Origin of the sequence: Aurantimonas marina (assembly GCF_017183135.1) — a bacterium.
In the GTDB taxonomy this organism is placed as follows: Bacteria; Pseudomonadota; Alphaproteobacteria; order Rhizobiales; family Rhizobiaceae; genus Aurantimonas; species Aurantimonas marina.
The window spans coordinates 88941-114460 of sequence record NZ_JADDXW010000001.1; the positions used below are offsets into that span (position 1 = coordinate 88941).

The 25520-nt window shown below is 63.2% G+C and carries 27 protein-coding genes; 11 read left to right on the forward strand and 16 right to left on the reverse strand.

Translation table 11 applies throughout. The features are described from left to right. The first annotated feature begins 34 nt into the window (after positions 1-34). From ING15_RS00435 to ING15_RS00445, 3 genes are all read left to right on the forward strand, one after another. Positions 35-1900, forward strand: coding sequence for a glycoside hydrolase family 15 protein (locus ING15_RS00435; protein ID WP_232845472.1), 1866 nt, complete (start codon positions 35-37; stop codon positions 1898-1900). After that, positions 1887-2696: an SDR family oxidoreductase gene (locus tag ING15_RS00440; protein WP_206452801.1), complete on the forward strand. Its 810-nt coding sequence runs from the start codon at positions 1887-1889 to the stop codon at positions 2694-2696. Before ING15_RS00435 ends, ING15_RS00440 begins: the two co-directional genes overlap by 14 nt. A gap of 119 nt (positions 2697-2815) precedes the next feature. Beyond that, positions 2816-3607 (forward strand): SDR family NAD(P)-dependent oxidoreductase, encoded by a 792-nt coding sequence (locus ING15_RS00445; RefSeq protein WP_206452802.1) that lies wholly within the window; start codon positions 2816-2818, stop codon positions 3605-3607. 75 nt (positions 3608-3682) lie between these two features. Here the strand turns inward: ING15_RS00445 and ING15_RS00450 are convergent, their stop codons facing one another. From ING15_RS00450 to ING15_RS00460, 3 genes are all read right to left on the reverse strand, one after another. Further along, positions 3683-4381 carry a DUF1013 domain-containing protein gene (locus tag ING15_RS00450; RefSeq protein ID WP_206452803.1) on the reverse strand — a complete coding sequence of 233 codons (699 nt, stop codon included), beginning with the start codon at positions 4379-4381 and terminating at the stop codon, positions 3683-3685. Between the two features lie 356 nt (positions 4382-4737). Further along, positions 4738-5301, reverse strand: a complete 564-nt coding sequence (locus ING15_RS00455) for a cupredoxin domain-containing protein (protein ID WP_206452804.1) — start codon at positions 5299-5301, stop codon at positions 4738-4740. A gap of 58 nt (positions 5302-5359) precedes the next feature. Then, the gene (locus tag ING15_RS00460) at positions 5360-6022 is read right to left on the reverse strand and encodes an ArsR/SmtB family transcription factor (protein WP_206453217.1); all 663 of its coding nucleotides are present in this window, start codon (positions 6020-6022) and stop codon (positions 5360-5362) included. Positions 6023-6115: 93 nt separating this feature from the next. Here ING15_RS00460 and ING15_RS00465 point away from each other — a divergent pair, with 93 nt between their 5' ends. Beyond that, positions 6116-6955 carry a sterol desaturase family protein gene (locus ING15_RS00465; RefSeq protein ID WP_206452805.1) on the forward strand — a complete coding sequence of 280 codons (840 nt, stop codon included), beginning with the start codon at positions 6116-6118 and terminating at the stop codon, positions 6953-6955. Positions 6956-6963: 8 nt separating this feature from the next. Here ING15_RS00465 and ING15_RS00470 read toward each other — a convergent pair whose 3' ends face one another. Together ING15_RS00470 and rocF are read right to left on the reverse strand one after the other, a co-directional pair. Beyond that, the gene (locus ING15_RS00470; RefSeq protein WP_206452806.1) at positions 6964-8046 is read right to left on the reverse strand and encodes an ornithine cyclodeaminase; all 1083 of its coding nucleotides are present in this window, start codon (positions 8044-8046) and stop codon (positions 6964-6966) included. A 2-nt stretch (positions 8047-8048) separates the two neighbouring features. After that, positions 8049-8984, reverse strand: a complete 936-nt coding sequence (rocF, locus tag ING15_RS00475) for an arginase (protein ID WP_206452807.1) — start codon at positions 8982-8984, stop codon at positions 8049-8051. 122 nt (positions 8985-9106) lie between these two features. On the opposite strand from rocF, the gene ING15_RS00480 reads away from it, so the two are divergent. Beyond that, a complete protein-coding gene (locus ING15_RS00480; protein WP_206453218.1) occupies positions 9107-9565 on the forward strand; it encodes an Lrp/AsnC family transcriptional regulator in 459 nt (152 codons plus the stop codon). A gap of 54 nt (positions 9566-9619) precedes the next feature. Here the strand turns inward: ING15_RS00480 and ING15_RS00485 are convergent, their stop codons facing one another. Continuing rightward, positions 9620-10627, reverse strand: a complete 1008-nt coding sequence (locus ING15_RS00485; RefSeq protein WP_206452808.1) for an NAD(P)H-quinone oxidoreductase — start codon at positions 10625-10627, stop codon at positions 9620-9622. A 386-nt stretch (positions 10628-11013) separates the two neighbouring features. Here ING15_RS00485 and rcdA point away from each other — a divergent pair, with 386 nt between their 5' ends. The 3 genes from rcdA (at position 11014) to ING15_RS00500 (ending at position 12953) form a co-directional block, all read left to right on the forward strand. After that, a complete protein-coding gene (gene rcdA / locus ING15_RS00490; RefSeq protein ID WP_206452809.1) occupies positions 11014-11529 on the forward strand; it encodes a protease adaptor protein RcdA in 516 nt (171 codons plus the stop codon). Between the two features lie 132 nt (positions 11530-11661). After that, a complete protein-coding gene (locus tag ING15_RS00495; RefSeq protein ID WP_206452810.1) occupies positions 11662-11799 on the forward strand; it encodes a hypothetical protein in 138 nt (45 codons plus the stop codon). A 251-nt stretch (positions 11800-12050) separates the two neighbouring features. Further along, positions 12051-12953, forward strand: a complete 903-nt coding sequence (locus tag ING15_RS00500; protein WP_206452811.1) for a LysR substrate-binding domain-containing protein — start codon at positions 12051-12053, stop codon at positions 12951-12953. Between the two features lie 113 nt (positions 12954-13066). Here the strand turns inward: ING15_RS00500 and rpmE are convergent, their stop codons facing one another. Then, positions 13067-13288, reverse strand: coding sequence for a 50S ribosomal protein L31 (gene rpmE, locus ING15_RS00505; protein ID WP_206452812.1), 222 nt, complete (start codon positions 13286-13288; stop codon positions 13067-13069). 195 nt (positions 13289-13483) lie between these two features. Here rpmE and ING15_RS00510 point away from each other — a divergent pair, with 195 nt between their 5' ends. Further along, the gene (locus ING15_RS00510; RefSeq protein WP_232845508.1) at positions 13484-15289 is read left to right on the forward strand and encodes an ABC transporter transmembrane domain-containing protein; all 1806 of its coding nucleotides are present in this window, start codon (positions 13484-13486) and stop codon (positions 15287-15289) included. Between the two features lie 27 nt (positions 15290-15316). On the opposite strand, the gene ING15_RS00515 is transcribed toward ING15_RS00510, so the two are convergent. The 9 genes from ING15_RS00515 to ING15_RS00555 all read right to left on the reverse strand — a co-directional run bounded on the left by ING15_RS00515 (position 15317) and on the right by ING15_RS00555 (position 23449). After that, entirely contained in the window at positions 15317-15655 is a 339-nt protein-coding gene (locus tag ING15_RS00515; RefSeq protein WP_206452814.1) for a c-type cytochrome, read from the reverse strand. Positions 15656-15816: 161 nt separating this feature from the next. Next, the gene (locus ING15_RS00520) at positions 15817-17073 is read right to left on the reverse strand and encodes a PQQ-dependent sugar dehydrogenase (protein ID WP_206452815.1); all 1257 of its coding nucleotides are present in this window, start codon (positions 17071-17073) and stop codon (positions 15817-15819) included. Positions 17074-17235: 162 nt separating this feature from the next. Beyond that, the gene (locus tag ING15_RS00525; RefSeq protein ID WP_206452816.1) at positions 17236-18264 is read right to left on the reverse strand and encodes a peptidoglycan -binding protein; all 1029 of its coding nucleotides are present in this window, start codon (positions 18262-18264) and stop codon (positions 17236-17238) included. Between the two features lie 3 nt (positions 18265-18267). Beyond that, positions 18268-19308, reverse strand: coding sequence for a MotA/TolQ/ExbB proton channel family protein (locus ING15_RS00530; protein ID WP_206452817.1), 1041 nt, complete (start codon positions 19306-19308; stop codon positions 18268-18270). Positions 19309-19530: 222 nt separating this feature from the next. Then, the gene (locus ING15_RS00535) at positions 19531-20349 is read right to left on the reverse strand and encodes an inositol monophosphatase family protein (RefSeq protein ID WP_206452818.1); all 819 of its coding nucleotides are present in this window, start codon (positions 20347-20349) and stop codon (positions 19531-19533) included. 131 nt (positions 20350-20480) lie between these two features. After that, a complete protein-coding gene (efp, locus tag ING15_RS00540; RefSeq protein WP_206452819.1) occupies positions 20481-21044 on the reverse strand; it encodes an elongation factor P in 564 nt (187 codons plus the stop codon). 224 nt (positions 21045-21268) lie between these two features. Then, entirely contained in the window at positions 21269-22315 is a 1047-nt protein-coding gene (locus ING15_RS00545) for a tetratricopeptide repeat protein (protein WP_206452820.1), read from the reverse strand. Next, on the reverse strand, positions 22315-22971 hold the full coding sequence (locus ING15_RS00550) for a thiamine phosphate synthase (RefSeq protein ID WP_206452821.1): 657 nt from the start codon (positions 22969-22971) through the stop codon (positions 22315-22317). The genes ING15_RS00545 and ING15_RS00550 overlap by 1 nt, the downstream gene beginning before the upstream one ends. Before the next feature lie 271 nt (positions 22972-23242). After that, complete coding sequence (locus tag ING15_RS00555; protein ID WP_206452822.1) at positions 23243-23449, reverse strand: hypothetical protein; 207 nt, start codon at positions 23447-23449, stop codon at positions 23243-23245. A gap of 316 nt (positions 23450-23765) precedes the next feature. On the opposite strand from ING15_RS00555, the gene ING15_RS00560 reads away from it, so the two are divergent. Beyond that, on the forward strand, positions 23766-24347 hold the full coding sequence (locus ING15_RS00560) for a hypothetical protein (RefSeq protein WP_206452823.1): 582 nt from the start codon (positions 23766-23768) through the stop codon (positions 24345-24347). A gap of 386 nt (positions 24348-24733) precedes the next feature. After that, a complete protein-coding gene (locus ING15_RS00565; protein ID WP_332873742.1) occupies positions 24734-25492 on the forward strand; it encodes a sulfite exporter TauE/SafE family protein in 759 nt (252 codons plus the stop codon). The last annotated feature ends 28 nt before the right edge of the window (positions 25493-25520 follow it).

Here is a 25520-nt window from a genome sequence, read left to right on the forward strand (position 1 = left end):
CAGCGCGAAACCTCAGCGAACGAGCGAGCCAGCAATGTCGTCGAAGCAAGCGCCAGAGATTCCCAACCGCATCGCTGACCACGGGGTGATCGGCGACATGCGGACGCTGGCGCTGGTCGCCATAGATGGAACCATCGACTTCTTCTGCCATCCGAACATCGACTCGCCGACGCTGTTTGCCGGCCTCCTGGATCCGAAGAACGGTGGTTTCTTCCGGCTCGCGGCGAGCGGCGGGACGCAAGAGCGCAAGCATCGGCAGATGTATCTGCCGGACACCAACATCTTGATCACGCGGTTTCTGGACAATGACGGCATCGGCGAGGTCTGCGATTTCATGCCGGTTGATGGCTCCGGCCGCATCGTGCGCCGCGCCAAGGCCATCATGGGCGCGGTCACCTTCGAGCTGACGATCGCGCCACGGCCCGACTACGGCCGGCGCCCGCCTGTCATCCAGGCGATCGAAGGGGGTTTCACCGTCGGTTGGGAAGGGTCGAACGAAATCGTTTATTTCTACACGGAAATGCCCCTGGAGATCGACGGTGAAACCGTTCATGGCACTGCCCGCCTGGCCGAGGGCGAGACCTGCCATGTGGTGTTCTGTCCGGGCCGCAAGGACCAGCCGACGGTCGATGATCGTTACGTCGCCAAGGCATCGTCGCGCACACGCGATTACTGGCACGAATGGGTCCAGAGCGGCACCTATCCGACGTTTTGGCGCGATCTCGTTGTGCGCTCCGCGCTGACGCTGAAGCTTCTGACCTCGTCCGAATACGGCTCGATCGCAGCCGCCGCGACCTTCGGCCTGCCCGAGGTGATCGGTGGCGAGCGCAATTGGGACTATCGCTTCACTTGGGTGCGCGATGCCGCCTTCACCCTCTACAGCCTGTCGCGCCTTGGCTATTACGATGAAGCTGAGGCCTTCGTGCATTTCCTGATGGTGCGCGCCGTGGAAACCGGCGAATCGGGCCTGCAGATCATGTACGGCATGGACGGGTCGGAGAACCTTCCGGAATCCGATCTCGATCATCTCGAAGGCTATTTTGGGTCACAGCCCGTGCGGGTCGGCAACGAAGCCTACAGCCAGCGCCAGATGGACATCTACGGCGAGTTCATGGACGCGGTCTATATCGCGTCCAAGGCTCGCGGAAAACCCGCCTATTCCGTCTGGAAAAAGCTGTCCGGCATTCTCGACTGGCTCTGCGACAATTGGCAACTGCCCGACAAGGGCATCTGGGAAAGCCGGGGCGAGCCGCGGGAGTATCTGTCATCCCGGCTGATGTGCTGGGTGGCGCTCGATCGTGGCCTTCGTATCGCCCGCGACCAGTCGATGCCAGCCGATATCATTCGCTGGCGCGACCAGCGCGACCGGATACAGCAATCGATCCTCGAAGAATTCTGGGATCCGGACATTGGCGCCTTTACCCAGTTCAAGGGCAGCAAGGGGCTCGACGCCGTCGTGCTGCTCATGCCGCTGGTCAAGTTCATCAACCCGCGCGACCCGATGTGGACATCGACCCTGAAGGCCGTCAAACGCCATCTTGTCCACGACTGCCTGGTCAAGCGCTACATCAACACCGAGGAGAACCACGACGGCCTTGAGGGGGAAGAGGGCGCCTTTACCATATGCTCGTTCTGGTATGTCGAGGCGTTGGCGCGGACCGGATATGTCGCAGAAGCCCGGCTGCTGTTCGAAAAACTGCATACTTACGCCAATCATCTCGGGCTCTATTCCGAAGAACTTTCATCGGCCGGCGATCATTTGGGCAATTTCCCGCAAGGGCTGACGCATCTTTCGCTGATCTCCGCAGCCATTTGGCTCGATCGCGCGTTGAACGGTGACAGACAAGATCCGAACCATTTCGAGTTCCAAATGCTGGAGGATCCCGATGGCATCTTCTGAACGCCTCGACCTTGCACGGCAGACCGCCATCGTCACCGGCTCCTCATCCGGAATCGGCGCCGGAACGGCCAGGGAGCTGGCAAGCGCGGGCGCGGACGTCGTCATCAATTTTCACGGCTCGGAGCATGACGCTGATGCGCTCGTCGTCGATATCGAGGCCATGGGACGGCGTTCCTTCAAGATCGCGGCGGACGTTTCCAGCGAGACCGACGTCATCGCCATGTTCGATGAGGCGGAAACGCGCCTCGGCCCCATCGACATCGTCGTATCCAATGCCGGCGTGCAGAAGGACGCTCCGCTCGCGCAGATGAGCCTCGACGACTGGAACGCGGTGATCGGCGTCAACCTGACTGGCGCTTTCCTGGTCGGGCGGGAGGCGGTCCGGCGGTTCCGCGAGAAAGGAGTGAGGGAGGATGTCAGCCCGGCGCTCGGCAAGCTGGTTTTCGTTTCCTCCGTCCACCAGATCGTGCCCTGGGCCTTCCACGCCAATTACGCCGCTTCCAAGGGCGGCATCGACATGCTCATGCGCTCGATCGCGCAGGAAGTCGCGCTCGAGAAGATCCGGGTGAACTCGGTTGCGCCCGGCGCCATCGCAACGGCCATCAACGCCGAGGAGCGCGAGAACAACCATGACGCGATGCTCAAGCTAATCCCCTATGGCCGGATCGGCGAGCCGGCCGATGTCGGCCGCACCGTTGCCTGGATCGTCTCCGACGCGGCCGACTATCTGACCGGTCAAACCATCTTCCTCGATGGCGGCATGACGCTATATCCCTGCTTCAAGGGCAACGGCTGAAGGTCGACATCGACGCCGAAAGCCCCACCCTGCCCTTTTCCTTCGCATCTGCTATGGAACCGCGGTCAATCGCGTCGTTTCGCACGGTTCGCGACCGACGCAGCAAAAGGAGAAGCGCCATGGCCCTGGACGGCAAGGTCGCCATCGTTACCGGCGGTGCAAAGGGAATCGGCTACGCGATTTCGCGTCGCTTCCTCGAGGACGGCGCCAAGGTGGTTATCGCAGACGTCGACGAAAAGGCCGGCCTCGCAGCGTCGGCCGAACTCGGCGAGTTCGGTGAGGTTCACTCGGTCGTCTGCAACGTCGCCGACCGGCTGCATGTCCACAATCTCCTCGCCGCCGCGCTCGATCAGTTCGGCGACGTCGACATCCTCGTCAACAACGCCGGCATCGTCCACAAGGCGGATTTCCTCGATCTCGACGAAGAGGCGTTCGATCGCGTTCTGAACATCAATCTGAAGGGATCCTTCCTTTGCGGCCAGGCAGTCGCCCGCCATCTGGTCGAAAAGGTGAAAGCTGGCGGCGCGCCCGGCGCGATCGTCAACATGTCGTCGGTCAATGCCGTCTTCGCTATTGCCGATCAGGTCGGCTATTCGGTCTCGAAAGGGGGCGTCAATCAGCTGACCAAGGTCATGGCGCTGTCGCTGGCGCCGCACGGCATTCGCGTCAACGCCATCGGTCCCGGGTCGATCATGACTGACATGCTGCGCGCTGTCGCCGAAGACAAGGAAGCCTCGCGACGCATCTTGTCGCGCACGCCGCTGGGCCGGATTGGCCAGCCGGAGGAGATCGCCGCGATCGCCGCTTTCCTGGCGTCCGACGACGCCAGCTATATCACCGGCCAGACGATCTATGCGGATGGCGGCCGTCTTGGCCTCAACTACACCGTGCAGGTCGCCGAGGAAGACTGAGCGCTTCGACAAAGAAAGGCGACGCCGAAAAACTTCGACGCCGCTTCGTTCCCGCAAATCGGTGGGGAGCGCGCGTCAGCCCTGTTCCTCGCCGTCCTCCGGCTCGCTGCTGCGCATGGAGGTCAGCTTGGCGAAGACCGCGGCTGCGTCCAGTTCCTCGTCCTCGGCGGCTGCTTCGCCGCGGCCCCAATTCTGCGTCTGTGACGCCGACAAGAGCCGCTCTTCTTCCGCCAGTTCTTCCGGCCGCACGATACCGCGGGAGGCCTTTTCCACTTCCAGGTCGAGATCGATCTGCGTGCACAGACCGAGCGTCACTGGATCCATAGGCTGGAGATTGGCGGAATTCCAATGGGTGCGATCGCGAATCTGCTGGATCGTATTCTTGGTCGTACCGACCAGGCGCGAAATCTGCGGATCCTTCAGCTCCGGATGGTTGCGCACCAGCCAGAGGATCGCGTTTGGCCGGTCCTGGCGCTTGGAGACCGGCGTATAGCGCGGCGCCTTGCGCTTGGCTTCCGGCACACGGACCTTGGGCGCCGACAGCTTCAGCTTGCGATTGGGGTCCTTCTCCGCCGCCTCGATTTCGTCGCGCGATAGCTGCCCGGTCATAAGGGGATCGAGCCCCTTGATGCCTTGCGCCGATTCACCATCCGCGATCGCCTTGACCTCCAGATGATGCAGCGTGCAGAAATCCGCGATCTGTTCGAAGGACAGCGAGGTGTTGTCGACAAGCCAGACGGCCGTCGCTTTCGGCATCAATAATTGTTGTGCCATGAATACAATCCTCCTTAGTGCCTGCCCCGGGAGGCAGGCCGTGGATGTTCAACCACATGTCCGGGAATTCGGCCGCTCTTATAGGCGCCTCGCCGCGGCGACGCAAGGAAATCGAGACGAATTATCGGAATCGGAGGATCGGTACGGCGCGGGAGGCAGCGACATCTGATCGCGCGCTTGTGTAGGACGATGCAGTTGCACTGGGAAACGAGCACACCGGGCTACGATGCGGATTGGCGACGCGGACTTGCGTCCAGCCGACGCTTGATGGACAAGGCGGCGTTTTTCGCCGCGAATCCTTTCACGGCATGCGAAGCGACGGCGGTCGCCTCTGATCGAGACGGCCGCCAAAAGCGTCACTTGATGGTGACCGTGCCGAACATGCCGGCTTCCCTGTGCCCCGGAATCGCACATTCGACCGGGATATTCTCGCCGGTTTGCACCGGGACGATAAACCATTCGACCCTGCGGTTCGGCCCGACTTCCACCTCCGTCACGGGGCCTTTGATTTCGGCGACCAGCTCTCCGGACGGGTCCGTGATTTCCACCTTGCGCGTGAAGATCTTCTCGATGAATTCATGCCCTTCGAATTCGTGCTTTGCCTCATCGACATTTCGCAGCACGAGTTTATAGGCCTTGCCGGTCTCGAGCTCGATATGGTCCGGCTTGAAATACATCTTGTCACCGGATGCGCCCATCTCGATGACGATTTCCGTCGGGTCCGCCCGGCTGAGGTCGCCGGCGGCCTGCGCGGCCGACGACAACAACAACGCGGCGACCGGGAGCAGGATCGCGATCCGTTTCATCTGCCAATCTCCTTTGGAACGCCTTTGCCCTTGGGACCGTAGGTCGAAAGGCACTCGCGGTGATTGACCCAAATCAACGGGTTCGCTCTGCTCGGCCTCCATCGCCGCCGCCATCCGGCGGCCCGGACCTTTTCACGATCTCCGAGGCGGTACGCAAACGGCTGCGAGACGCTTATGCACCGGTTTCGATAGGCAGCCCCGCAGCTCTCCATTCCGGATAGCCGTCCTCCAGGCGATGCGCCACCAGTCCGCGCGAACGCAACGCGGCGACTGCCTCGAAGGAAAAGACGCACCAGGGACCGCGGCAATAGGCGACGATTTCATGGCTCGGATCGAGTTCGCCAAGCCGCGCCTCCAGCTCGCCGGGAGGGACGTTGATCGCGCCCGGCAGATGGCCGGAGGCGAACTCGTCCGCCGGGCGGACATCCAGGACAGTGACCCGGCCGTCGCTTGCGCGGGCCACCAACTCCTCGCGCGTCACGGGCTCGAGCGTGTCCCGCGCGTCGAAATACGATCGCTGGATCTGTGCGACCTCGTCGAGGGTTCGCGTCCCCAGCCGCGACAGCGCCGCCATCAGATCGAGCACGGCGTCGTCGGCGAGACGATAGCGCACGAATTTGCCGTCCCGCCGCGCCGCGACCAAGCCGGCGCGCTTCATCTGCTGGAGATGATGCGAGACATTGGCAAGCGGCAGCCTCACCCGCGTGGCCAGCCCTTCCACGCTACGCTCGCCCTGCGCCAGATGCTCCAGCATTTCCAGACGATGAGACGAGCCGAGCGCCTTCGCCACCACCGCGAACTCCGCGTAGAGGGCCTGCTTCGGGCCGATTGACATCACCGCCACGCTCTCACTATATCATTCAAAGCTTTGTTTGAATATAATTCGAAGCGGATCATATAACAAGCCGCTCGCGCAAAGGATGGCCGCATGACCGAGACCCTTCTGGCAAACGAACCGACCATCCGTCTGTCTTTCTTCCTCGCCATCCTCCTCGCCATGGCGCTCTGGGAAATTGCCGCGCCGCGGCGGCGGCGGGAGATACCTCGCCTCCTGCGCTGGACCAACAATCTCGGCGTCGTCGTCATCGACACGCTCCTTGTCCGCCTCACCTTTCCGATCGTGGCGGTCGGTCTCGCTCTTCTCTCCGAGGAGCGCGGCTGGGGCCTGTTCAACATCTTCGACGTGCCGAACTGGATCGCGGTGATCGTGGCGATACTGGCGCTCGATCTGGCGATCTATTTGCAGCATGTCATGTTCCACGCCGTGCCCGCCCTGTGGCGGCTGCACCGGATGCATCACGCCGATCTGGAATTCGACGTGACCACCGGCTTGCGCTTCCACCCGGTCGAGATTCTTCTTTCGATGGGGATCAAACTGACGGTCGTCGCGGCCCTCGGGCCGCCGGCGGCGGCGGTGCTGATTTTCGAGGTGCTCTTGAACGGCACCGCCATGTTCAATCACAGCAATATCCGCATCCCGCTGGCCGTCGACCGGGTGCTGCGCTGGTTCGTAGTGACGCCGGACATGCACCGGGTCCACCACTCCATCCACCCGAGCGAGACCAACAGCAATTTCGGATTCAACGTGCCGTGGTGGGACCGGCTGCTCGGAACCTACAAGGCACAGCCGAGGGATGGCCACGAGGCCATGACCATCGGGATCGAGCAGTTCCGCAACCGTCGCGACCTTTGGCTCGACCGGATGCTGATCCAGCCGGTGAAGGGGCCGGCGAGCGGCTACCCGATCAACCGAAGAAGCAAGCGATAATGATCGCGTCAGATTGCGATCGGAAGGCCATTTTGCGCGGCTTTGTCGGCCCTGAGCACCATGCCGAACAGATCGCGGGGATCGTCCGGGTCGGCGATCATGTCGAGCCGGTCGAAGAACGCCGTCGGCGCCACCTTTTCGCGCACATAACGAAGCGCCGAAAAATCCTCGATCGCGAAGCCGACGGAATCGAACAGTGTTGTCTGACGCGCATCCCGCCGGCCGACGGCGTTACCGGCGATCACCGTCCACAGTTCCGTCACCGGATGATCGGCGGGGAGCTGCTGGATCTCCCCCTCGACCCGGGTCTGCGGCGGATATTCGACGAAAATATCCGAGCGCAGCAGGATGTCATTGTGCAGCTCCGTCTTGCCGGGACAGTCGCCTCCGACCGCGTTGATGTGGATACCGGAACCGACCATGTTGTCGGTCAGGATGGTCGCGTATTGCTTGTCCGCGGTCACGGTCGTGATGATCTGGGTCCCCTCGACAGCGGCTTCCGCGCTGGCGCAGCCGACAATCTCGAAGCCCTTGCCCGCAAGGTTGCGCGTGCATTTCTCGGTCGCCGCCAGGTCGATGTCGTAGAGCCGCAGCTTCTTGACCCCGAGCAACGCCTTGAAGGCCATCGCCTGGAACTCCGACTGCGCCCCGTTGCCGATGATCGTCATGCACTCGGCCCCCTTGGGCGCCAGATACTTTGCGGCCATGGCTGACGTCGCGGCCGTCCTGAGCGCCGTCAGGATCGTCATTTCGGACAACAGCACCGGATAACCGTTGTCGACCCGCGACAGCACGCCGAACCCCGTGACGGTCTGCAGGCCCTCCTTGAAGTTCTTCGGATGCCCGTTGACGTATTTGAAGCCGTAGACCTCGCCGTCGCTCGTCGGCATCAGCTCGATCACCCCCTCGGCGGAATGCGAGGCGATGCGCGGCGTCTTGTCGAACAGGTCCCAGCGCCGGAAATCCGCTTCGATGAAGCCAGCCAGTTCCTGCAGGAAGGTCTCGATCCCGACGCTGAGGACGAGCTTCATCATGTTGTCGACGCTGACGAAGGGGACGATGTTGACGTTCTCCGGCGGTTTGGCGGTCATGGTCAGTAGCTCCTGGTGCGGCGGTCGAGAACCTGCCGGCCGAACAGGCTGGCGACGAGATCGACGATCAGTTTCGCGGTGCGGCCGCGTTCATCGAGAAAGGGGTTGAGTTCGACGATATCGAGCGATGCGACCAGGCCACTGTCGTGCAGCATCTCCATCACCAGATGAGCCTCGCGAAAGGTGGCGCCGCCGGGAACGGTCGTGCCGACGGCGGGCGCAATTTCCGGGTCGAGAAAATCCACGTCGAAACTCACATGCAGTCGGCCGTCCGCCGCCCGTACCCGATCGAGGAAGCTGCGTAGCGGCGCCGCAATGCCGAATTCGTCGATCGCTCGCATGTCATGAACCATGATGCCGGTCTCGACGATGCGGAGGCGCTCGGCCGCGTCGACCGAGCGAATGCCCATCATGCAGATGTTGTCCGGACGGATCGGCTCGTCGAGGGACGGAACCGCCCCCTCGAACCCCGGCGCTCCCGTAACGTAGGCGACCGGCGTTCCGTGCAGATTGCCGCTCTTGGTGCTGTCGAGCGTGTGCAGGTCCGGATGCGCATCGAGCCAGAGCACGAATGGCTCGCGGCCCTCCTGCCTGGCCCGCCGAGCGATTGCCGGCAGGGTTCCGGCGGCGATCGAATGATCACCGCCCATGAAGATCGGGACATGGTCACTGTCGAGCGATTGGCGGCAGACGTCGCCGAGCATGGCGATTAGAGCGGCGTAGCTGGCCAGATCATGAACCGTTGCGTTGGCGTGAGATTTCGATTCACCAGCTACCGCATGAAAATTGCCCAGATCCTCCACCCGGTGCCCCAACTCGGAGAGGGCCCCGACGACGCCGGCGGTCCGCAAGGCATCCGGCCCCATCAGGCAACCGGCATAGGCACCGCCGGTGTCGGCCGGGGCGCCGATCAGGGCGATGGAGCGTTGAGATGTCATCAGGGTCGCAATCCGAAAGAATTCAGTCCGAATATTCGATCTGGATCGGATGGCGGCGGCAATGCTAAAAGCCGATCAAAATGGGCAGGAAACCTCGTAAAATGGCAAGAAGAACTTCCGAAATGGACGATGTCGATCGTCGGCTAGTCGGCGCCTTGCGCCGGAATGCCCGCATGGCGATTTCGGATCTGGCGGCGGAGCTCGGCGTCTCCCGCGCCACGATCCGCTCTCGTTTGGAGCGGCTCGTCGCGAGCGGCGAAATCCTCGGCTTCACGGTGGTGCTCAGAGGCGACGCCACCGAAATGCCGGTTCGCGGCATCACGCTCATCGAAATCGAAGGCAAGGGGAACGAGCGGATCGTGTCGCGTCTCCGGGGCTTTCCCGAAATCCAGACCATCCATTCGACCAACGGGCGTTGGGATCTGATCGTCGAATTCGGCACCGAAACCCTGGCCGATCTCGACGAGGCGTTGAAACGCCTGCGTCTGATCGACGGCATCGTCGCCAGCGAGACAAGCCTTTATCTCGCGACCCAGCGCAGCAGCAAGGCAAGCGCCTCGGCGTCGAGATCACCGGGCTGACAGGCGCTGCTTGATTGGAGCGCCATTTGGCGGCGCACCGACCATTCGCCAGGATCAACCCTTCGAATGCTGTGTCGTCAGGATGATCTTGCCGACATGATCCTCGTCCATGTGCTGGTGCGCCTTGGCGGCGTCGACGAGCGGATAGAGCGTGTCGATCAGCGGCTTCACCTTGCCATTGGTGAAAAGCGGACCGACCTTGTGCTCGATCTCCCGCGCGATGGCGGCCTTGAACTCGACCGAGCGGTTGCGCAGGGTCGAACCAGTCAGCGTCAGCCGCTTGCGCATGACCAGGTTGAGATCGATCTGGACCTCCGGCCCCTTGAGAAATGCAATCTGGACGATGCGACCGTCCTCGGCCGCGACGGCGAGATTGCGATTGGTGTAATCCCCGCCGACCATGTCGAGTGTCAGATCGACGCCGCGCCCGCCGGTCGCCTCGCGCAGTACTTCGACGAAATCGTCGCTGCGATAGTTGACGCACCGTTCGGCGCCGAGCTGTTCGGCGGCACGGCATTTGTCGTCGCTGCCCGCCGTCGCGAAGACGGTGGCGCCGAACGCCTTGGCGAGCTGGATCGCCGTGGTGCCGATACCGGACGTGCCGCCATGGACCAGGAAGCTCTCGCCCACTTTGAGCCCGCCGCGCTGAAAGACGTTGTGCCAGACGGTGAAGAAGGTTTCCGGAACGCCCGCCGCCTCCTCGATCGACAGCGCGCCCGGCACAGCGATGGCGTTGGTCTCGGCAACGGTGGCGTATTCGGCATAGCCGCCGCCCGGTACGAGCGCCATGACCCGGTCGCCCAGCCCGTGCAGAACTGCCCCCTCCCCGAGCGCGACCACGGTGCCCGCCACCTCCAGCCCCGGCCAGTCCGGCGCGCCCGGCGGCGGCGGATAGGCGCCCTGCCGCTGCAGGACGTCGGGTCGGTTGACCCCGGCGGCTTCGACGGCGACGAGGATCTCGCCCGGTCCCGGCTTTGAAACGGGGCGGCGTCCGGCTTTCAACACCTCGGGACCGCCGAAGCCATCGAGAAGGACCGCCGTCATTTCCTGGGGGATCGCCATGAGTCTTGATATCTCCATGTGTCGGGTGCCGATGCAAAGGTAGCGGGAATCTTTCGAAGGCGGGAGCGGGTTAATCCTCAGGTAAGGTTTCCGGTGTTTAACTAACCCCGGTCCAGATTGATGCATTGGCAGCCTGATGGATAGACGAAGCGGCTTCCGCCTCGTTTGACGCCTCCCTGTTGTAAACTCCTGAGAGCCGCTCGCTGCGGCTCTTTTTTTTTCCGGCGATCCACCCGTTAACCTGAATTAACAATTGTGCGGGAGTTCGCTTGCAAACCGGCCGCTCTCGCAGCACCCTTTGACGACGCACGATGCCTTGGGTATCGCGGATTGCCGATCGTTGAATTTTACACTTTGGGGGACCGTCGCGGCCGATGACGATTCAGATGACTGGTTCGAAAGACGACGACCACACCATCCGGCTGGCTGAGCACCTCGCCTTCTCGCGATCCTTCCAGCCGCTGTTCAACGAGGGCATGACGCTCGTCGACGAGACGGCCGTCTATCTCGACAGCGATGGGCGTACGGACGCCAAAACGCTGTCCCGGCCCGCGGCGACGCTTTATGCGGCCGAATCCATGCGCCTGACCACGCGGCTGATGCAGGTGGCTTCCTGGCTATTGCTCCAACGCGCGGCGAACCAGGGCGACATGTCGCGCGCGCAGGTCGAGGCCGAGAAGGTCAAGGTCCGGCTCGAGGGTCTCGGAACCGCGAAGGATTCGCCCCAATATGGCCAACTTCCGGAGGCCTTCCGCCGGCTGGTCGAGCGCGCGCTGATGCTGGAACGCCGAATCGCCATGCTCGACCGTGAGATCTATGGCGAAGTCTCCCGCGAGACCCCAGACGGCCACAACCCGGTCGGCGAGCAGATCGATCTGCTGAAGACCGCCTTCAACGGCTAGCCACTTTCAACATATCTGGGCAAGGCTCGTAAGGGCACCGCGACCTGACGTCGCTCCTCCGATCGCCTGAGAACGCTTCTCATTTGTGCTTCAGGACCGGTTGCCGCCATTGTGGCGGGACGGAACTTGACCATGCTCAGGCGCCTGCCTGTGCATCGAGCGGAGCGCTTGGAGCGCATCGTCGGCGAGCGGCAGGCGCACGGCATGCTCGACCTGTTCGCGCCGCAGACCGGTAATGTCCTCCAGAATATCGGCATCGACCCCGAGTAGGGTCTGGAATGCCTCGCGCCGCAGGCGTTGTCGACGACGCTCCGCCGACCAGGATCGCAACCACGCGATCGCACTCGACGGCGTCCGAGATGAAGTGGCGTCGAGTGGTTTCGGAAGAAATACGGATCGCAGCATGATGGTCTCCCTTGTCCTGAGACCACCCTGCCGAAACGCTATTGATGAGTCGAACGATAAGTTGTAATGATTGATATGAGGTTTTCGAATAGAAATCCCTTCGCAAGGACCCCACCATGAGCCGCCCACTGGCATCGCTGCCGAATCTCGACATGGATCTGGCCCGCACCTTCGTGGCCATCTGCGAAAGCGGAAACTTCTCCAGGGCAGCCGAGCTCGTGCACCGCACGCCGTCGGCCGTCAGCCTGCAGGTCAAGAAGCTGGAGGATATGGTCGGTCGCGCACTGTTTCGCCGCGAACCGCGAGCCGTCGTACCAACCGGCGACGGCGAGATGCTGCTCGGCTATGCGCGCAAGCTCTTGCGGCTGAACGACGAGGCGATGGCGCGTTTCCTGGTTCCGCAGATCGAGGGGCGGGTCAGTTTCGGCGCGCCCAACGATTCGGGCATCTTCGCCATTCCCGGCATCTTGAAGCGTTTCGCCTCGACTCACCCGCAGGTCGCGGTGGCTGTCAGGCTCGATCACAGCGCCGAACTCCGGCGTCGTTGCGCCGCGGGCGAATTGGACGTGGCGATCGTCAGTTGCGGCGAGAAGCCCAATTCTTCGAGCGAGGAGATCTACAGCGAGGCGCTTGTCTGGGTCGGGCTGCGCAATGGCCGCGCAGTCGAGCAGACGCCCCTGCCTCTGGCCTTGGCCGATCCGGGCTGCTCCTGGCGCGGTCGGGCGCTCGATGCGCTGGACAGCGTCGGCAGGGATTACCGCATCGCCTATTCAAGCGAGCTTTGCCAAGGCCAGATCGCGGCCGTCGAGGCCGATCTGGCTATCGCTCCCCTGCCCGCGAGCGTGCTGTCGTCGACCCTGGTCCGGTTGAACGATCCGGAACGCCTGCCGCCGCTTGGCAGCTATCGCGTTTTCATGATGAAGCGGGACGGCGCCGGTCCAGCGGCTGATGCTCTAGCACAGCATGTGTCGGAGAGCTTTCGCGATCTTGCCGACCGCCAGACGCGCATTTTCGCCTGAGCAGCATCCCCTCGGCCCGGTATTTGCCCGACGGAAAAAGCCCGGCGCGCTCATCGCGGCCGGGCCGATGTCGTTGCGACGACCGGAGCAATGCTCCAGCCGCAAGCGACAGATTACATGCCGAGGCCTTCGTAGCGCTTCTTGAAGCGCGACACGCGGCCACCGCGGTCGAGAAGGTGCTGGTTGCCGCCGGTCCAGGCTGGATGACTGGTCGGATCGATGTCGAGATTCATCTTGTCGCCGTCCGAACCCCAGGTCGAGCGGGTCTGATACTCGGTACCGTTGGTCATCACCACGGTGATCGCGTGATAGTCGGGATGGATATCTTTCTTCATCGCCTTCGATCCTTGGTATTTGCCGGCTTCCCGACACGCCGACGCCGCAGCGTTCAGGCCGCCGAAACGTCTCGATGTCGTGGGAACAGGTCGGCGCAATCGCTTCCAAATTCGAGGAGGAGCCTATACATGAGGGCCGGGTCGGGCACAAGGGGCGACCGGGCCACGCAGAATGGGGAGGCGCGTTTGCGCGACATGACATCGGTCGACCGCGAGACAGAGCGGAAGCGACGCAATCTGAAGCCCCTCGCACGGCTGGTTCCCTATCTGAAGCGTTACAAGGGCAAGGTCGCCGGCGCGGTGTTCTTCCTCGCGCTGGCCGCGCTGACGACCCTATCGCTGCCGCTGGCCGTGCGGCGCGTGATCGACAACGGTTTTTCGGCGTCCGACACCGCCTTCATCGACACCTATTTCAGCATGCTGTTGGTGCTCGCCGCCCTCCTCGCCGTCGCCAGCGCCGGCCGCTATTACTTCGTCATCACGCTGGGCGAACGGGTCGTCGCAGACCTTCGCAAGGACGTCTTTTCCCATGTGACGCGGCTGTCGCCCAGCTTCTACGACCGGGCGCTGACCGGCGAAATCATCTCGCGGCTGACCGCCGATACAACGCAGATCAAATCCGCCGTCGGCTCCACGGCATCGCTTGCCTTGCGCAATGCCATCCTGTTCTTTGGCGCGGTGACGATGATGATCGTAACCAGCCCCGGCCTGTCGCTGATCGTGATCGGCGCGATCCCGTTGATCGTGCTGCCGCTCGTCGCCTTTGGCCGCTCGGTCCGCCGGCGCTCCCGCCTCGCCCAGGACACGCTCGCCAACGCCACCGCCTATGCCACGGAGGCAATCGGCGCCGTGCGCACCGTGCAGGCCTTCACCAGCGAGGCGGCGACGAGCGGACGGTTCTCCTCGGCCGTCGACCGGGCCTTCGAGGCTGCCCGTTCCTCGGTCAAGGCACGCGCGTTTCTGACAGCCTTCGCGATCTTCCTGATCTTCGCCTCGGTCGTCGCGGTCCTTTGGATCGGCGCACAGCAAGTGGCGGAAGGCACCATGAGCGGCGGCACGCTCGGCCAGTTCCTGCTCTATGCCGTCTTCGCGGCCGGCGCGCTCGGCCAGCTGTCGGAGGTCTGGGGCGAACTCGCCCAGGCCGCTGGCGCCGCCGAGCGCCTGACCGAACTGCTCGGCGAAGAGCCGGCGGTCAAATCGACCAGCGATCCGGTCGCGCTGCCGGTTCCGGCGCGCGGCGAAGTCGTGTTCGAGGGCGTCAGCTTCGCCTACCCGAGCCGCCCGGACGTCTCGACCGTCCACGATCTGTCCTTCACGATCCGGCATGGCGAGACCGTCGCTATTGTGGGCCCTTCGGGCGCCGGGAAATCGACGATCTTCTCGCTGATTGAACGCTTCTACGATCCGGATGCCGGGCGGATTCTCGTCGACGGCGTGGATGCGCGGCAGGCCGATCTTGAGCAGCTGCGCCAGCGCATTGCACTGGTGCCGCAGGATGTGACGGTTTTCGCCGCGAGCGCGGCCGACAACATCGGCTTCGGCGACCCGAATGCCTCGGCGGGCCGGATCAGAGCGGCCGCGAAATCGGCGCTCGCCGACGACTTCATTGAGGCGATGGACGACGGTTATCGCACGGTCATCGGCGAGCGCGGCATCACCCTGTCGGGCGGCCAACGCCAGCGGATCGCGATCGCCCGGGCGATCCTGCGTGATGCGCCGATTCTGCTCCTCGATGAGGCAACCTCGGCGCTCGACGCGGAAAGCGAGAAGCTGGTCCAGAAGGCGCTGGAAAAGCTGATGGAAGGCCGCACGACGCTGGTCATCGCCCATCGCCTCGCCACCGTCCTCAAGGCCGACCGCATTCTGGTCCTCGACGGCGGGCGGGTCATCGAAGAAGGCACACATGCGTCGCTGATTGCCAAGAACGGCATCTATGCCCGCCTCGCCCGCCTCCAGTTCGAGGCCGGGCATACGGACGCACTGCTCGGCGCGGCGGAGTAGCGCGGGCGGGCCGAGCGGGGTGTCCCGCTATTCGACCGCCGGCATCGTCGCCGTGATCTCGATCGCCGAATACCAGGCGGCGAGGTTGGCGATGTCCTCGTCGCTCAGGCCCGAAGCGATGATCGACATCTGCTGATGCTGACGGGACCCGGAGCGGAAGGCCTTCAGCTGTTCGGCGATGTAGAAGGCGCTGTCGCCGGCAAGATTGGGAGCGTCTGGCGCCTTGGCGATGCCATCGAGGCCGTGACAGGTGGCGCACATACCGGCCTTGTCCTTGCCAGCCGCAAGTTCCGCCGCGGCCACAGAAGAGCCGAGGCTCACCAGAACGAGCGGCACCGAGAGGATGCGGATCACGGTTGCGATCATGAGGATTTCCAGGATGCGTGGACGCGACCATAAATCTGGCGGCGCCTCGATAGAGTGATTGTGACAGCGGCATCCTCCTTGCGAGGTGCCCCGACCGAAACGTCAGCGCTGTGTGGGGAAACCGGGCGGCTTGGCGCCGCCCGGTTTTCAAGTCGGCGTCCCTATTTGTCGTAGGAGATGCGATAGAGCGCGCCGGCCAGATCGTCGGAGACCAGCAGCGATCCGTCCTTCATCATCTCCACGTCGACCGGTCGGCCGATATATTCGCCGCTCGACGTTAGCCATCCCTCGGCAAAGGGTTCGGACTCGCCAGCCGTACCGTCGTCATTGACCGGGGTGAACATGACGCGCGCACCCACCGGTTCGGTGCGGTTCCATGAGCCATGCTGAGCCGAGAAGATACCGCGCCGGTATTGGCGTGGGAAGCTTGTACCCGTGTAGAAATCCATCCCGAGATCGGCGGCATGCGCGACCATCTCGACTTCTGGCATGACCGCGTCGGTCGGCAACTCGGAATCCTTGTACTCGTTGGTGCGGACGCTGCCGCCGCCATAGACGGGGAAGCCGAAATCCTGTCCCGGTCCGGTGCTGCGGTTCAGCTCGCCGGGAGGAATGTCGTCCCCCATGCCGTCGACCTGGTTGTCGGTGAACCAGAGATCGCCGTTCGCCGGGTTGAACTGCATGCCGACGGAATTGCGCACGCCGGTCGCATAGACCTCACGCCCCGAACCGTCTCGGTTCATGCGGATGATCCCGCCGATGCCTTCCCGCTTGTAAAGATCGGCCTTCTCCGGCGGCGGCACGTTGAATGGCTGGCCGAGCGTTATGTAGAGCTTGTCATCGGGGCCGATGCGGCAGACGCGCGCGGTATGGTTGAACGACTCTTCCGCCGCTGGAACCAGCTTCCCCTTCTCCACCACGACTCCGACGGCGACATCCGGGCTTTCATAGAAGAATTCGGCGGCCGGCAGCACCAGCACGCGATTCTGCTCGGCGATATAGAGGAACCCGTCTTTGGAGAAGCAGACGCCATTGGGGATGGTGAAATCGATCGACGGGGCGAACTCCTTGACCTCGTCGGCGACGCGGTTCTTGTCGCGGTCGGTGACCACCCAGACGTTTTGCTTGCGCGTCCCAACGAAGGTGGCGACGCCCTGCGGCCCGATGGCGATGTGCCGCGCATCCGGCACGACGGCGTAGAGGTCGATCTTGAACCCGTCCGGCAGCTTGACGCTTTCGAGATTCTTGCGGAGTTGGTCAGCGTATTCCCCGGTCTGTTCGATGGTCTTGAAATCCATCGACGTGCCGGTCGACTGCATTCCCTGGAGTTTTTCCATGTTGTCGGCGGTCTGTGCAACCGCATGACTTGCAGCGAGAAGCCCAAACGCAGCCACGCTGCCGAGCAGTAGATGTTTCATATTATCCTCCCAGCCGCGCTTCGAGCGCGGTCTTCAAGAAGGGGTGCCCGTCCCTTCAAGGAAAGGCTCGCATGGCTGCGACGGCATCGTCAATCGTTACACTTGTAACGGCGTAGAGAGGCCGCGGCATCAAGGGCGGACGGCTGGACGATCTGACGATATCTAACGCTCAGTGAGCTTCAGTTCGATCCGGCGGTTGCGGTCACGCGCCTCGGGCGTGTTGTCGGTGTCGAGCGGTTGAAACTCGCCGAAGCCGGTCGCCGCCAGCCGCTCAGGTGGCACACCCTGGCTGATCAGGTATTTCACCACGGCCCCGGCCCGCTCGGTCGAAAGTTGCCAATTGTCCTCGAAACGGCCGCCGGTGACGGGAATATTGTCCGTGTGTCCGTCGACACGGATGATCCAGTTGATGTCGGAGGGAATCTCGCGCGCCAGTTCCTTGATCGCCGTTGCGAGCTTGGCCATTTCCTCCGCGCCTGCCGGCTGCAACACGTCCGAGCCCGACGGAAACAACACCTCCGACTGGAACACGAAACGGTCGCCGACGATGCGGATGTTTTCGCGGTCCGACAGGATTTCCCGCAGCCGACCGAAGAAATCCGAGCGATAACGTGACAATTCCTGCACGCGCTGCGCCAGTGCCACGTTGAGGCGGCGGCCGAGATCGGCGATCTTGGTCCGGCTTTCCTGATCACGGCTTTCCGACACATCCAACGCGTTTTCCAGAGCCGCAATCTGCTGCCGCAGGGCGGACAATTGCTGATTGAGCAATTCGATCTGCGACCGCGCGCGCTGAGAGAACTGCTGTTCGTCGTCGAGGGCCGATTGCAGACCCTCGACTTCGGCGCTTGCTGCCGCGGCCGAACCGGTGTCCGATTCCAAGGCGCGTTGCAGCCGGCTCTTTTCCTCTTCCGTAGAGGACAGCGAGGCACGCAGCGTCGCGATCTGATCCTGATAGTCCTGTCCTGTCGAGCGTTCGAGCGCCAAGAGCTGCGTCAACTCGTTGATCTGCGTGTTCAGCCGGTCGAGCACCTCGTCCTTGCCCGAGATTTCACGGCTGAGCAGAAACTGCACCAGCACGAAGACCGAGAGCAGGAACATGATCGCCAAAAGCAGCGTGGATAGCGCGTCCACGAAGCCCGGCCAATAATCGACCGTCCGTTCGCTCCTGCGGTTCCGCGCGAGCGCCATCGCTCAGCGATCCTTGCTCATGGAGCCGATCTGGCGGGAAAGACGGTCGAGCACTTGGCGCAATTCGCGCTGCTCGCCGGCCTGCGCCTCGACGAAATCACGCAGGAGCTGCTGCTCGCTGCGCATGTGTGTGACCAGCCCCTGAATGCTCTCGGCGAGATTGGCCATGGCTGCGCTGGTGCGCGGGTTCGCGCCCTGATCCTGGACGAGCTTGGTGACTTGATCCGACAGGACCCGCAACTCATCGCCATGGGCTGGATTCTGGCCGGCATGCGGCGCCAGCACCATGTCCGACCCGACGTCGGTCACCGACGAGAGCCAGTTCTCCAGCTCGGTATAGAAACGGTTCTGGGCCCGGCCGATCTGCAGGTCGAGAAAGCCGAGGATGAGCGAGCCGGACAGACCGAACAGCGACGAGGAAAATGCCGTCCCCATGCCGGACAGCGGCGCCGCGAGACCGGCTTTCAGCGAGTCGAGGACGCTCGCCGTATCGCCGGCGCCGGGATCCAGTCCCTGGATCGTCGCGCCGATCGACCCGATCGTGCGCAACAAGCCCCAGAATGTCCCCAGCAGGCCCAGAAAGACCAAAAGGCCGATCAGGTAACGGGCGATGTCACGGGTCTCGTCGAGGCGAGTCGCGATCGAATCGAGAATCGAGCGCATCGAATGGGTCGACAGAGAGATCGATCGCCGACGACCGAGCAGCCCGCGCATCGGCGCCAAAAGCACCGGGTCCTTCAGCGTCTCGAAATCCGCCGCGCCTTCGCGATAGGCGTTGACCCAGCGCACCTCCCGCGCGAGGCGCAGGACCTGCAGCAGCGCTAGAAAGATACCCACGGCGAGGACGCCGATGATCAGGCCGTTGAGCCCGGGATTGGTGGCGAAGGCCGAGGAAATCTGGCGGCTGAGGATCGCCGCGACGAACCCGGCGAGCGCCAGGAAAACGAGCATCGACCACAAGAAAACCATCGGACTCGAAAGCCGATTCGGGTCGAAATCGTCCGGTCTTACCGTCTTGTCGGTCGGCGAACTGAAGACCTGCATTACGTTCCAATCAACTCCTGCGGCAGTTGGCACGCCCCGGGCCGCGACCGCTCCGCGGGCCGGACCGGGCGCCTCGCACCTCTGCCCCGCGTCCCCGTGAGTCGACCGGTTCGCATTCCGGCCAAATCCCTGAAGCAGGATAAGGAATAATACGGCACTTTCAAACGTCCGCGATGGTTACCGGAACGCCTTTGAATTAATTCATCGTTAAACCCGCGTGGCTCAACTGGTCTTGGCCGCCTGGCGTTTTGCCTCCGCCTTCTGCAACTGGTCGATCAGAGCCTTGTGCATGAACTCGTTGCCGCAAACGATGTCGCCGGCGACGTGGTCGAACTTCTTGCCATCCATGCCGGTGACGAACCCGCCGGCCTCGCGGACCAGAATCGCCCCGGCCGACAGATCCCAAGGCTCGAGCGCCCGCTCCCAGAAGCCGTCGAGGCGACCGGCGGCCACATAGGCGATGTCGAGAGACGCCGCACCGATCCGCCGGATTCCGGCGGTCTCCGATATGATCTGCCTGAGTTCGTAAAGGAAGCCGGCATGATCGCCGCGTCCGAGAAAAGGAATTCCCGTGCCGAACAGGGCTTCCGGCAGTCGCTGGCGCGCTGCGACCCGCAGACGGCGATCGTTGAGATATGCCCCGCCGCCTTTTTCCGCCGTATAGAGCTCGTCCATCGCCGGGTTGAACACGACGCCCGCGACGATCTGGCCGTCACGCTCCAAAGCGATGGAGACCGCAAACATCGGAATGCCATGCAGAAAATTGGTGGTGCCGTCGAGCGGGTCGACGATCCAGCGGTGCTGGGGATCCTTGCCCTCGACGACGCCGCGCTCCTCCATCAGGAAGCCCCAGTCCGGACGGGAACGGGACAGTTCCTGGAAGACGATCTCCTCCGCCCGGCGGTCGGCATTGGACACAAAGTCCGCGGGCCCTTTCATGGATACCTGTAGATTCTGCACCTCGCCGAAGTCACGGGTGAGGGATCGGCCGGCCTTCATGGCGGCCTGCGTCATCACATTGAGAAGCGCGGAACGGGCCATTGGTTGCTTTCGTCAGATGCGGCGTAGCCGCCAGAGCGGCGTCAGGCACGGGGCGCGAGTGCCGCCAAACAAAGGGTATTCGGTGCCTGGCTTGGGTCGTGCGCCGCAGCGAAGTTCCGAAGGCGAGCGCCTCAGTCGGCGCGGCGCAGATAGGTGATTTCGTTCGTGTCGACCAGAATTTTCTCGCCGGAATCGATGAACGGCGGCACCATCACCCGCATGCCGTTTTCCATCACCGCCGGCTTGTAGGACGAGGTGGCCGTCTGGCCCTTCACCACCGGGTCGGCCTCGACGATCGACAGCACCACCTGATCGGGCAACTTAATGCCGATCGGCTTGTCCTCGTGGCTTTCCACGGTCACCATCATGCCATCCTGGAGGAAGGCCGCCCGCTCACCGACGAACTCCTTCTGCAACTCCAGCTGCTCGTAGGTTTCGGTATCCATGAACACCAGCATCTCGCCTTCGGCATAGAGGAACTGATAGTCCTTTTGCTCGAGGCGCACCCGCTCGACGGTCTCGGACGCCCGAAACCGTTCGTTCAGCTTGGTGCCGTCGATAAGGTTTTTGAGTTCGACCTGGGCAAAGGCGCCGCCCTTGCCCGGCTTGACATGGGCGGTTTTGATAGCCGCCCAGAGGCCGCCATTGTGCTCGATTACATTGCCCGGGCGAATTTCGTTTCCGTTGATCTTCATCGAAGCTCTCGAAGGTTCGGCGCCGGCGGCGGGAGGTCCGAGCGTGGCGGCGTCAGTGATTGGCGAGATGGTCGACAGCAACGCCGCGAGGGCGTCGGACGATAAATAGTGTGCGCTGTATCTGCCGGTTGGCGCTCAAGACCATAATTCCCCGATCCATTCAAGCCTCGACGCGACGCTGGCTCTGAACGACGATCGAGGCGGCCGGCCATAGCGGCCCAGCGTCAGCTTGAACGAAAGCGGTTTGCCGCTTCGAGGGCGGATTTTTGCGTCGCGGGATCGAGACCCCGGAAGAAATCGTCGAGGACCGGATCGGTGTTCTCCACCCGTTTGGCCAGGACCGCCCATTTGGCCGCCTCCATCCGGTCAGGCGCGGTGCCGATGCCGTCCTTGTAGAGATGCGCGATGCGATTGATGGCGATCGGATTGCCGCGGAGAGCCGCACGCTTGAGAAACTGGAAACCGGACTCGATCTCGGCGGGGCCACCTTTTCCGTTGACCAGCCAGATACCGTATTCCACCTGGGCGGTGTCCTGACCATTGATGGCCGCGGCTTTCAGCCAGGCCCGCGCCTTTATGTCGTCGGCGGGGACCCCTCGCCCGTAGAGGAAAAGCTGCGCCATGGCATATTGGGCGTCGGCGACTCCGGCATGCGCCGCCTTGGCGAAATAGTCCTTCGCCTCCTCGAAGCCCGCGGTCGGCGCCGCTTCGATCAGCATCTGCCCGTAATTGTACTGAGCCAGCGGCAAGCCTTCGTCGGCTGCGGCCTTCATCAGGTCGCGGGCCTTGGCGACGTCGGGCGCGACAACAGTGCCGTCCAGCAGCATCAACGCATAGCGAAACTGTCCTTCCGGACTGCCGGACGCGGCGGCGGCCTCGTACCAGCGCGCCGCCTCCTTCAGATCCTGGGCGACGCCCAGGCCACGAGAATAGATTTCGCCGAGCAGCGTCTGGGCCGCCGGATCACCCAGATTGGCGATCGGCTCGGCAAGCTTTAGCGCCGAGAGGTAGAAACCGCGCTGGAAGGCGCCATAGGCCAATTCGCTCTTCGAGGGCACCGCACCGCCGTCAGCCTCGCCTGTGGCACCGGGCCCGGACTTAGCGTCCGAAGGAGCTGGCAGTGCCGTGCCACCCGAGCCATCGGGCCCCGAGTTGGCATCCCCTGCCGCCGCCTCATCGCTCGGCCCGGCCGCCAGGGCTCCGGACAAGCTGCCGAGAACAAGGACCAAGGCTGCGACGAGCCGGATCGGCCGGCGGAAGGACAAGGGCATCACGCTGCCTCGCTCTCCATCCAGCTATCGATGATCGCGTTCGCCCTGGCGACCACGGCGCCGGCGTCCTGAGGCTTGTCGAACACCGCCCCCGAAAGAGCGACGAACTCGGCTCCCGTCTCCACCGCGGCTCCCACGCCCTCCACACTCCGACCCGCCATGACGATACAGGGAATCTCGACGATCTCGGCCCACCACTCCGCCATTTCGAGATTCTTGTCGTGGGGCAGGTCGGCGACGTCGCCACCGAAGCGGCCGAAAAACAGATAATCCGGCAAACGCTCACCGGCCTCTAGGGCGTCATGACGGGCCTCGAAACCGGAAGCGCCGACGATCACCTTCGGCGAATATCGCTCCACCGCTTCGTCCAAAGCTCGCAGATCGCCCGCGCTCAAATGGATGCCATCGGCTCCCACCCGGCCCGCACAACGGCTGTCGTCGGCGATGATGGCAGCCGCCCCGGCCGCTTGAATTATCGGCACAAGGCCCTCGGCGAACCGCTGGAACGAGGCGGAATCGCGTCCGGCCGGGTCGATTATGACGGAAGCGACATCACCGCCTGCGAGCGCGGCGCGCATAGCGTCTTCCGCGCCGGCATCGCCAAGCGCGGTGGTCAAGAGGACGAGTCTCGGACGAATGACAGGGTCGAGGGTCATGGAGCGGTTCTGGCGATGCGTTTTCGGCGACGGCAGCCCGTCTTCCAGGACCTTCTAGCAAATCGACCGGGGCCAGCGAAACCTTTGATGTGAGATAAACGCCAGAACAAAGACGCGGCGAGCACAAAATGAAATCGCTTTCGAAGCCGGCGGTCGTCACCGCCATGACGAAACCATCTCACCCAGGCACATGAAGACCCGTTACGTGAAGAGATCGCGATCGAACCCGCCGGATCGCCTGATCAGAAAACGAATCATCCGACGTCGCGCCCTAGACGCTAAGACCAGCGGCCTTGGCCCGATTGATAAGAGCGCCCACGCGCATCGCACAAGAGCGCTTTCGCGCCTCGATCGCCTCTTCGCTCAAACCCCACCGATCAAAGTCTCGGCCCAGTTTCCAAAGGCTGTCGGCGCGCGTGTCGAACTGCCCAGCCAGATCGTCCAGAACCTCCGCGCGAGTGCGCAATTCCATCTGCATCCCCATCTCCCTCTGTCGGCTTCCGAATAGCACAACATGGTGAACACAAGACGGTCCGGGCATCATTTTGCGGTGGATAAGCGGGATTAGGTCGCCCTGCCAAACCCTTACGTTCCCGGGCTCAAAAACGACGCCAGCGGCGCGCCATTCCGTTGCGTCGAACGCCATCGTCGCCTGTGAATTCATGGCATCGGCTACGAAGACTGCGGCGATCTTAACCACTTGTTAACATAGCGGTGGCCCGCCGTTGCGCTTCGTGCAAATGTAAGTCGAACGTGAAAGCACGTCGCGAGATTTAGTAGTCGGAGAGAGTATCATGGCGACAAATGCGGTGGACGAATTCAACGCCGGCATCGGTGACATACTGCGCAGCAAGCCCACCAGGGGATCGACGGGGGAAATCGACCGCAACCTCCCGAGCACGCCCATGCCGACCACGCAGGGAACTGCCGTGCAGAACGCTACGCCGGAGACGGCAGCCCGCTTACCCCGTCGCATTGCAGGCGGCTTTCAGGGAGTGGGCGACGACTTGGATCGGCGTGCCCGCGACTGGCGCAATACGGTGCGTCTTCTGGAGCAGCAGCGGCCGCAGCTTGAATCTGCCGAAGCGGAACATGCCAGGCTGCATGAGGCTCTTGCCCGGATCGTGCCGGAAGTCCAGGAAAATGGCCGCGCGTTGAAAGCCTTGCTGGACACGACGAAGACCGGAGACATTTCCGGCGACCTGGCGACTCAGTTCAACAAGAACCTGAACTCGCTTGATGAACTGGAAAGCGTCGCCGAAGCGCTGACCGCGAATTTGGTATGGGTTCGCTCGACCTGGGAGCAGTATGCCCGGACGATCATCAAGGCGCAAAAAATGCGCGAGGAGATGAAGCCGGGCGCGAGCGAACACTAGTTCACGGCCAGGCTGGATCGAGTCGACCCGATTGCTTGAACAGCTCGAGCCGGCTCGTGCGTTCGCGACGGCGGCACTCCAATAGCAGGATCGAAACATTGGAGCGGCCTCCCGTCGAAGGATGGGAGGCCGTTTTCGTTCCGCGTGATTGACCGGACCGCCTTTCCGGCGCATCTGACGGTATCGGGGACGCCGCTTTGTGACTCGGTTCGCCGAGACGATCCGCGCGGAGCATGGCGACGAGGGTAGCGGCCCTCCGTTTGCGCCGGCCGACAGTTCGAAGGTCAGCGCGTTTCCGGTCTAGGGTCCGATGCTCAATCAAGGTGGTAGAGCATCCGTCGTGCGTTCGAACGGCCGCACGCCGCATTAGACTGATTGAGCACAGCGTGATCACGGACCCTGTCTTCTACCTCGCCGCCATTCCGGCGGTTCTGCTCATCGGCTTGTCGAAGGGCGGCTTTGGCGGCTCGATATCGCTGGTCGGCGTCCCCCTGATGGCAATGATCGTGTCGCCGGTCGTGGCTGCCGGGATTCTCCTGCCGATCATGGTCGTCATGGATGGCATCAGCCTCTATGCCTGGCGCGGCCGATTCGATCGCGCACTGCTCCTCTCGATGTTGCCGGCGGCGATCGGCGGCGTTGGCCTTGGCTATCTGACGGCCGCATTCATCTCGCCCGACGGCGTTCGAGTTCTCCTCGGGCTCCTCGCCCTGTGGTTCGCCGCCGACTGGTTTTTCCGTTCGCGCCACAGGAGCGACCCGAAGGAGAGGCGCCCGCTCCGGGCAAGTGCCTGGGGCGCCGTCAGCGGCTTTTCAAGCTTTGTCAGCCATGCGGGCGGCCCGCCATACCAGATCTACGTGTTGCCCCTACGGCTGACGCCGCAGACCTATGCCGGCACGTCGGCGGTATTCTTCGCCGCCGTCAACGGGGTCAAGCTGCTGCCCTATTTTCTGCTGGGGCAGTTTTCGACCGGCAATCTCATGACGTCCGCCGTGTTGTTGCCGCTTGCCCCGGTGGCAACGCTCATCGGCGTCTGGCTCGTCCGCAAGGTCGATCCGGCCGCCTTCTATGTTTTCACCTATGCCCTGCTTGTTCCCGTGGGCCTCAAGCTCGTCTTCGACGGAGCCGCCGCGATGATCTCCTGACACCTGCTTGCCGTGACGCAGCGCGTGC

What these genes read in the sequence shown, in the direction of transcription:
- ING15_RS00435 (WP_232845472.1), top strand. Translation starts at nt 35, where the DNA reads ATGTCGTCGAAGCAAGCGCCAGAGATTCCCAACCGCATCGCTGACCAC.
- ING15_RS00440 (WP_206452801.1), top strand. Translation starts at nt 1,887, where the DNA reads ATGGCATCTTCTGAACGCCTCGACCTTGCACGGCAGACCGCCATCGTC.
- ING15_RS00445 (WP_206452802.1), top strand. Translation starts at nt 2,816, where the DNA reads ATGGCCCTGGACGGCAAGGTCGCCATCGTTACCGGCGGTGCAAAGGGA.
- ING15_RS00450 (WP_206452803.1), bottom strand. Translation starts at nt 4,381, where the DNA reads ATGGCACAACAATTATTGATGCCGAAAGCGACGGCCGTCTGGCTTGTC.
- ING15_RS00455 (WP_206452804.1), bottom strand. Translation starts at nt 5,301, where the DNA reads ATGGCGGCGGCGATGGAGGCCGAGCAGAGCGAACCCGTTGATTTGGGT.
- ING15_RS00460 (WP_206453217.1), bottom strand. Translation starts at nt 6,022, where the DNA reads ATGTCAATCGGCCCGAAGCAGGCCCTCTACGCGGAGTTCGCGGTGGTG.
- ING15_RS00465 (WP_206452805.1), top strand. Translation starts at nt 6,116, where the DNA reads ATGACCGAGACCCTTCTGGCAAACGAACCGACCATCCGTCTGTCTTTC.
- ING15_RS00470 (WP_206452806.1), bottom strand. Translation starts at nt 8,046, where the DNA reads ATGACCGCCAAACCGCCGGAGAACGTCAACATCGTCCCCTTCGTCAGC.
- rocF (WP_206452807.1), bottom strand. Translation starts at nt 8,984, where the DNA reads ATGACATCTCAACGCTCCATCGCCCTGATCGGCGCCCCGGCCGACACC.
- ING15_RS00480 (WP_206453218.1), top strand. Translation starts at nt 9,107, where the DNA reads ATGGACGATGTCGATCGTCGGCTAGTCGGCGCCTTGCGCCGGAATGCC.
- ING15_RS00485 (WP_206452808.1), bottom strand. Translation starts at nt 10,627, where the DNA reads ATGGCGATCCCCCAGGAAATGACGGCGGTCCTTCTCGATGGCTTCGGC.
- rcdA (WP_206452809.1), top strand. Translation starts at nt 11,014, where the DNA reads ATGACTGGTTCGAAAGACGACGACCACACCATCCGGCTGGCTGAGCAC.
- ING15_RS00495 (WP_206452810.1), top strand. Translation starts at nt 11,662, where the DNA reads ATGCTCAGGCGCCTGCCTGTGCATCGAGCGGAGCGCTTGGAGCGCATC.
- ING15_RS00500 (WP_206452811.1), top strand. Translation starts at nt 12,051, where the DNA reads ATGAGCCGCCCACTGGCATCGCTGCCGAATCTCGACATGGATCTGGCC.
- rpmE (WP_206452812.1), bottom strand. Translation starts at nt 13,288, where the DNA reads ATGAAGAAAGATATCCATCCCGACTATCACGCGATCACCGTGGTGATG.
- ING15_RS00510 (WP_232845508.1), top strand. Translation starts at nt 13,484, where the DNA reads ATGACATCGGTCGACCGCGAGACAGAGCGGAAGCGACGCAATCTGAAG.
- ING15_RS00515 (WP_206452814.1), bottom strand. Translation starts at nt 15,655, where the DNA reads ATGATCGCAACCGTGATCCGCATCCTCTCGGTGCCGCTCGTTCTGGTG.
- ING15_RS00520 (WP_206452815.1), bottom strand. Translation starts at nt 17,073, where the DNA reads ATGAAACATCTACTGCTCGGCAGCGTGGCTGCGTTTGGGCTTCTCGCT.
- ING15_RS00525 (WP_206452816.1), bottom strand. Translation starts at nt 18,264, where the DNA reads ATGGCGCTCGCGCGGAACCGCAGGAGCGAACGGACGGTCGATTATTGG.
- ING15_RS00530 (WP_206452817.1), bottom strand. Translation starts at nt 19,308, where the DNA reads ATGCAGGTCTTCAGTTCGCCGACCGACAAGACGGTAAGACCGGACGAT.
- ING15_RS00535 (WP_206452818.1), bottom strand. Translation starts at nt 20,349, where the DNA reads ATGGCCCGTTCCGCGCTTCTCAATGTGATGACGCAGGCCGCCATGAAG.
- efp (WP_206452819.1), bottom strand. Translation starts at nt 21,044, where the DNA reads ATGAAGATCAACGGAAACGAAATTCGCCCGGGCAATGTAATCGAGCAC.
- ING15_RS00545 (WP_206452820.1), bottom strand. Translation starts at nt 22,315, where the DNA reads ATGCCCTTGTCCTTCCGCCGGCCGATCCGGCTCGTCGCAGCCTTGGTC.
- ING15_RS00550 (WP_206452821.1), bottom strand. Translation starts at nt 22,971, where the DNA reads ATGACCCTCGACCCTGTCATTCGTCCGAGACTCGTCCTCTTGACCACC.
- ING15_RS00555 (WP_206452822.1), bottom strand. Translation starts at nt 23,449, where the DNA reads ATGCAGATGGAATTGCGCACTCGCGCGGAGGTTCTGGACGATCTGGCT.
- ING15_RS00560 (WP_206452823.1), top strand. Translation starts at nt 23,766, where the DNA reads ATGGCGACAAATGCGGTGGACGAATTCAACGCCGGCATCGGTGACATA.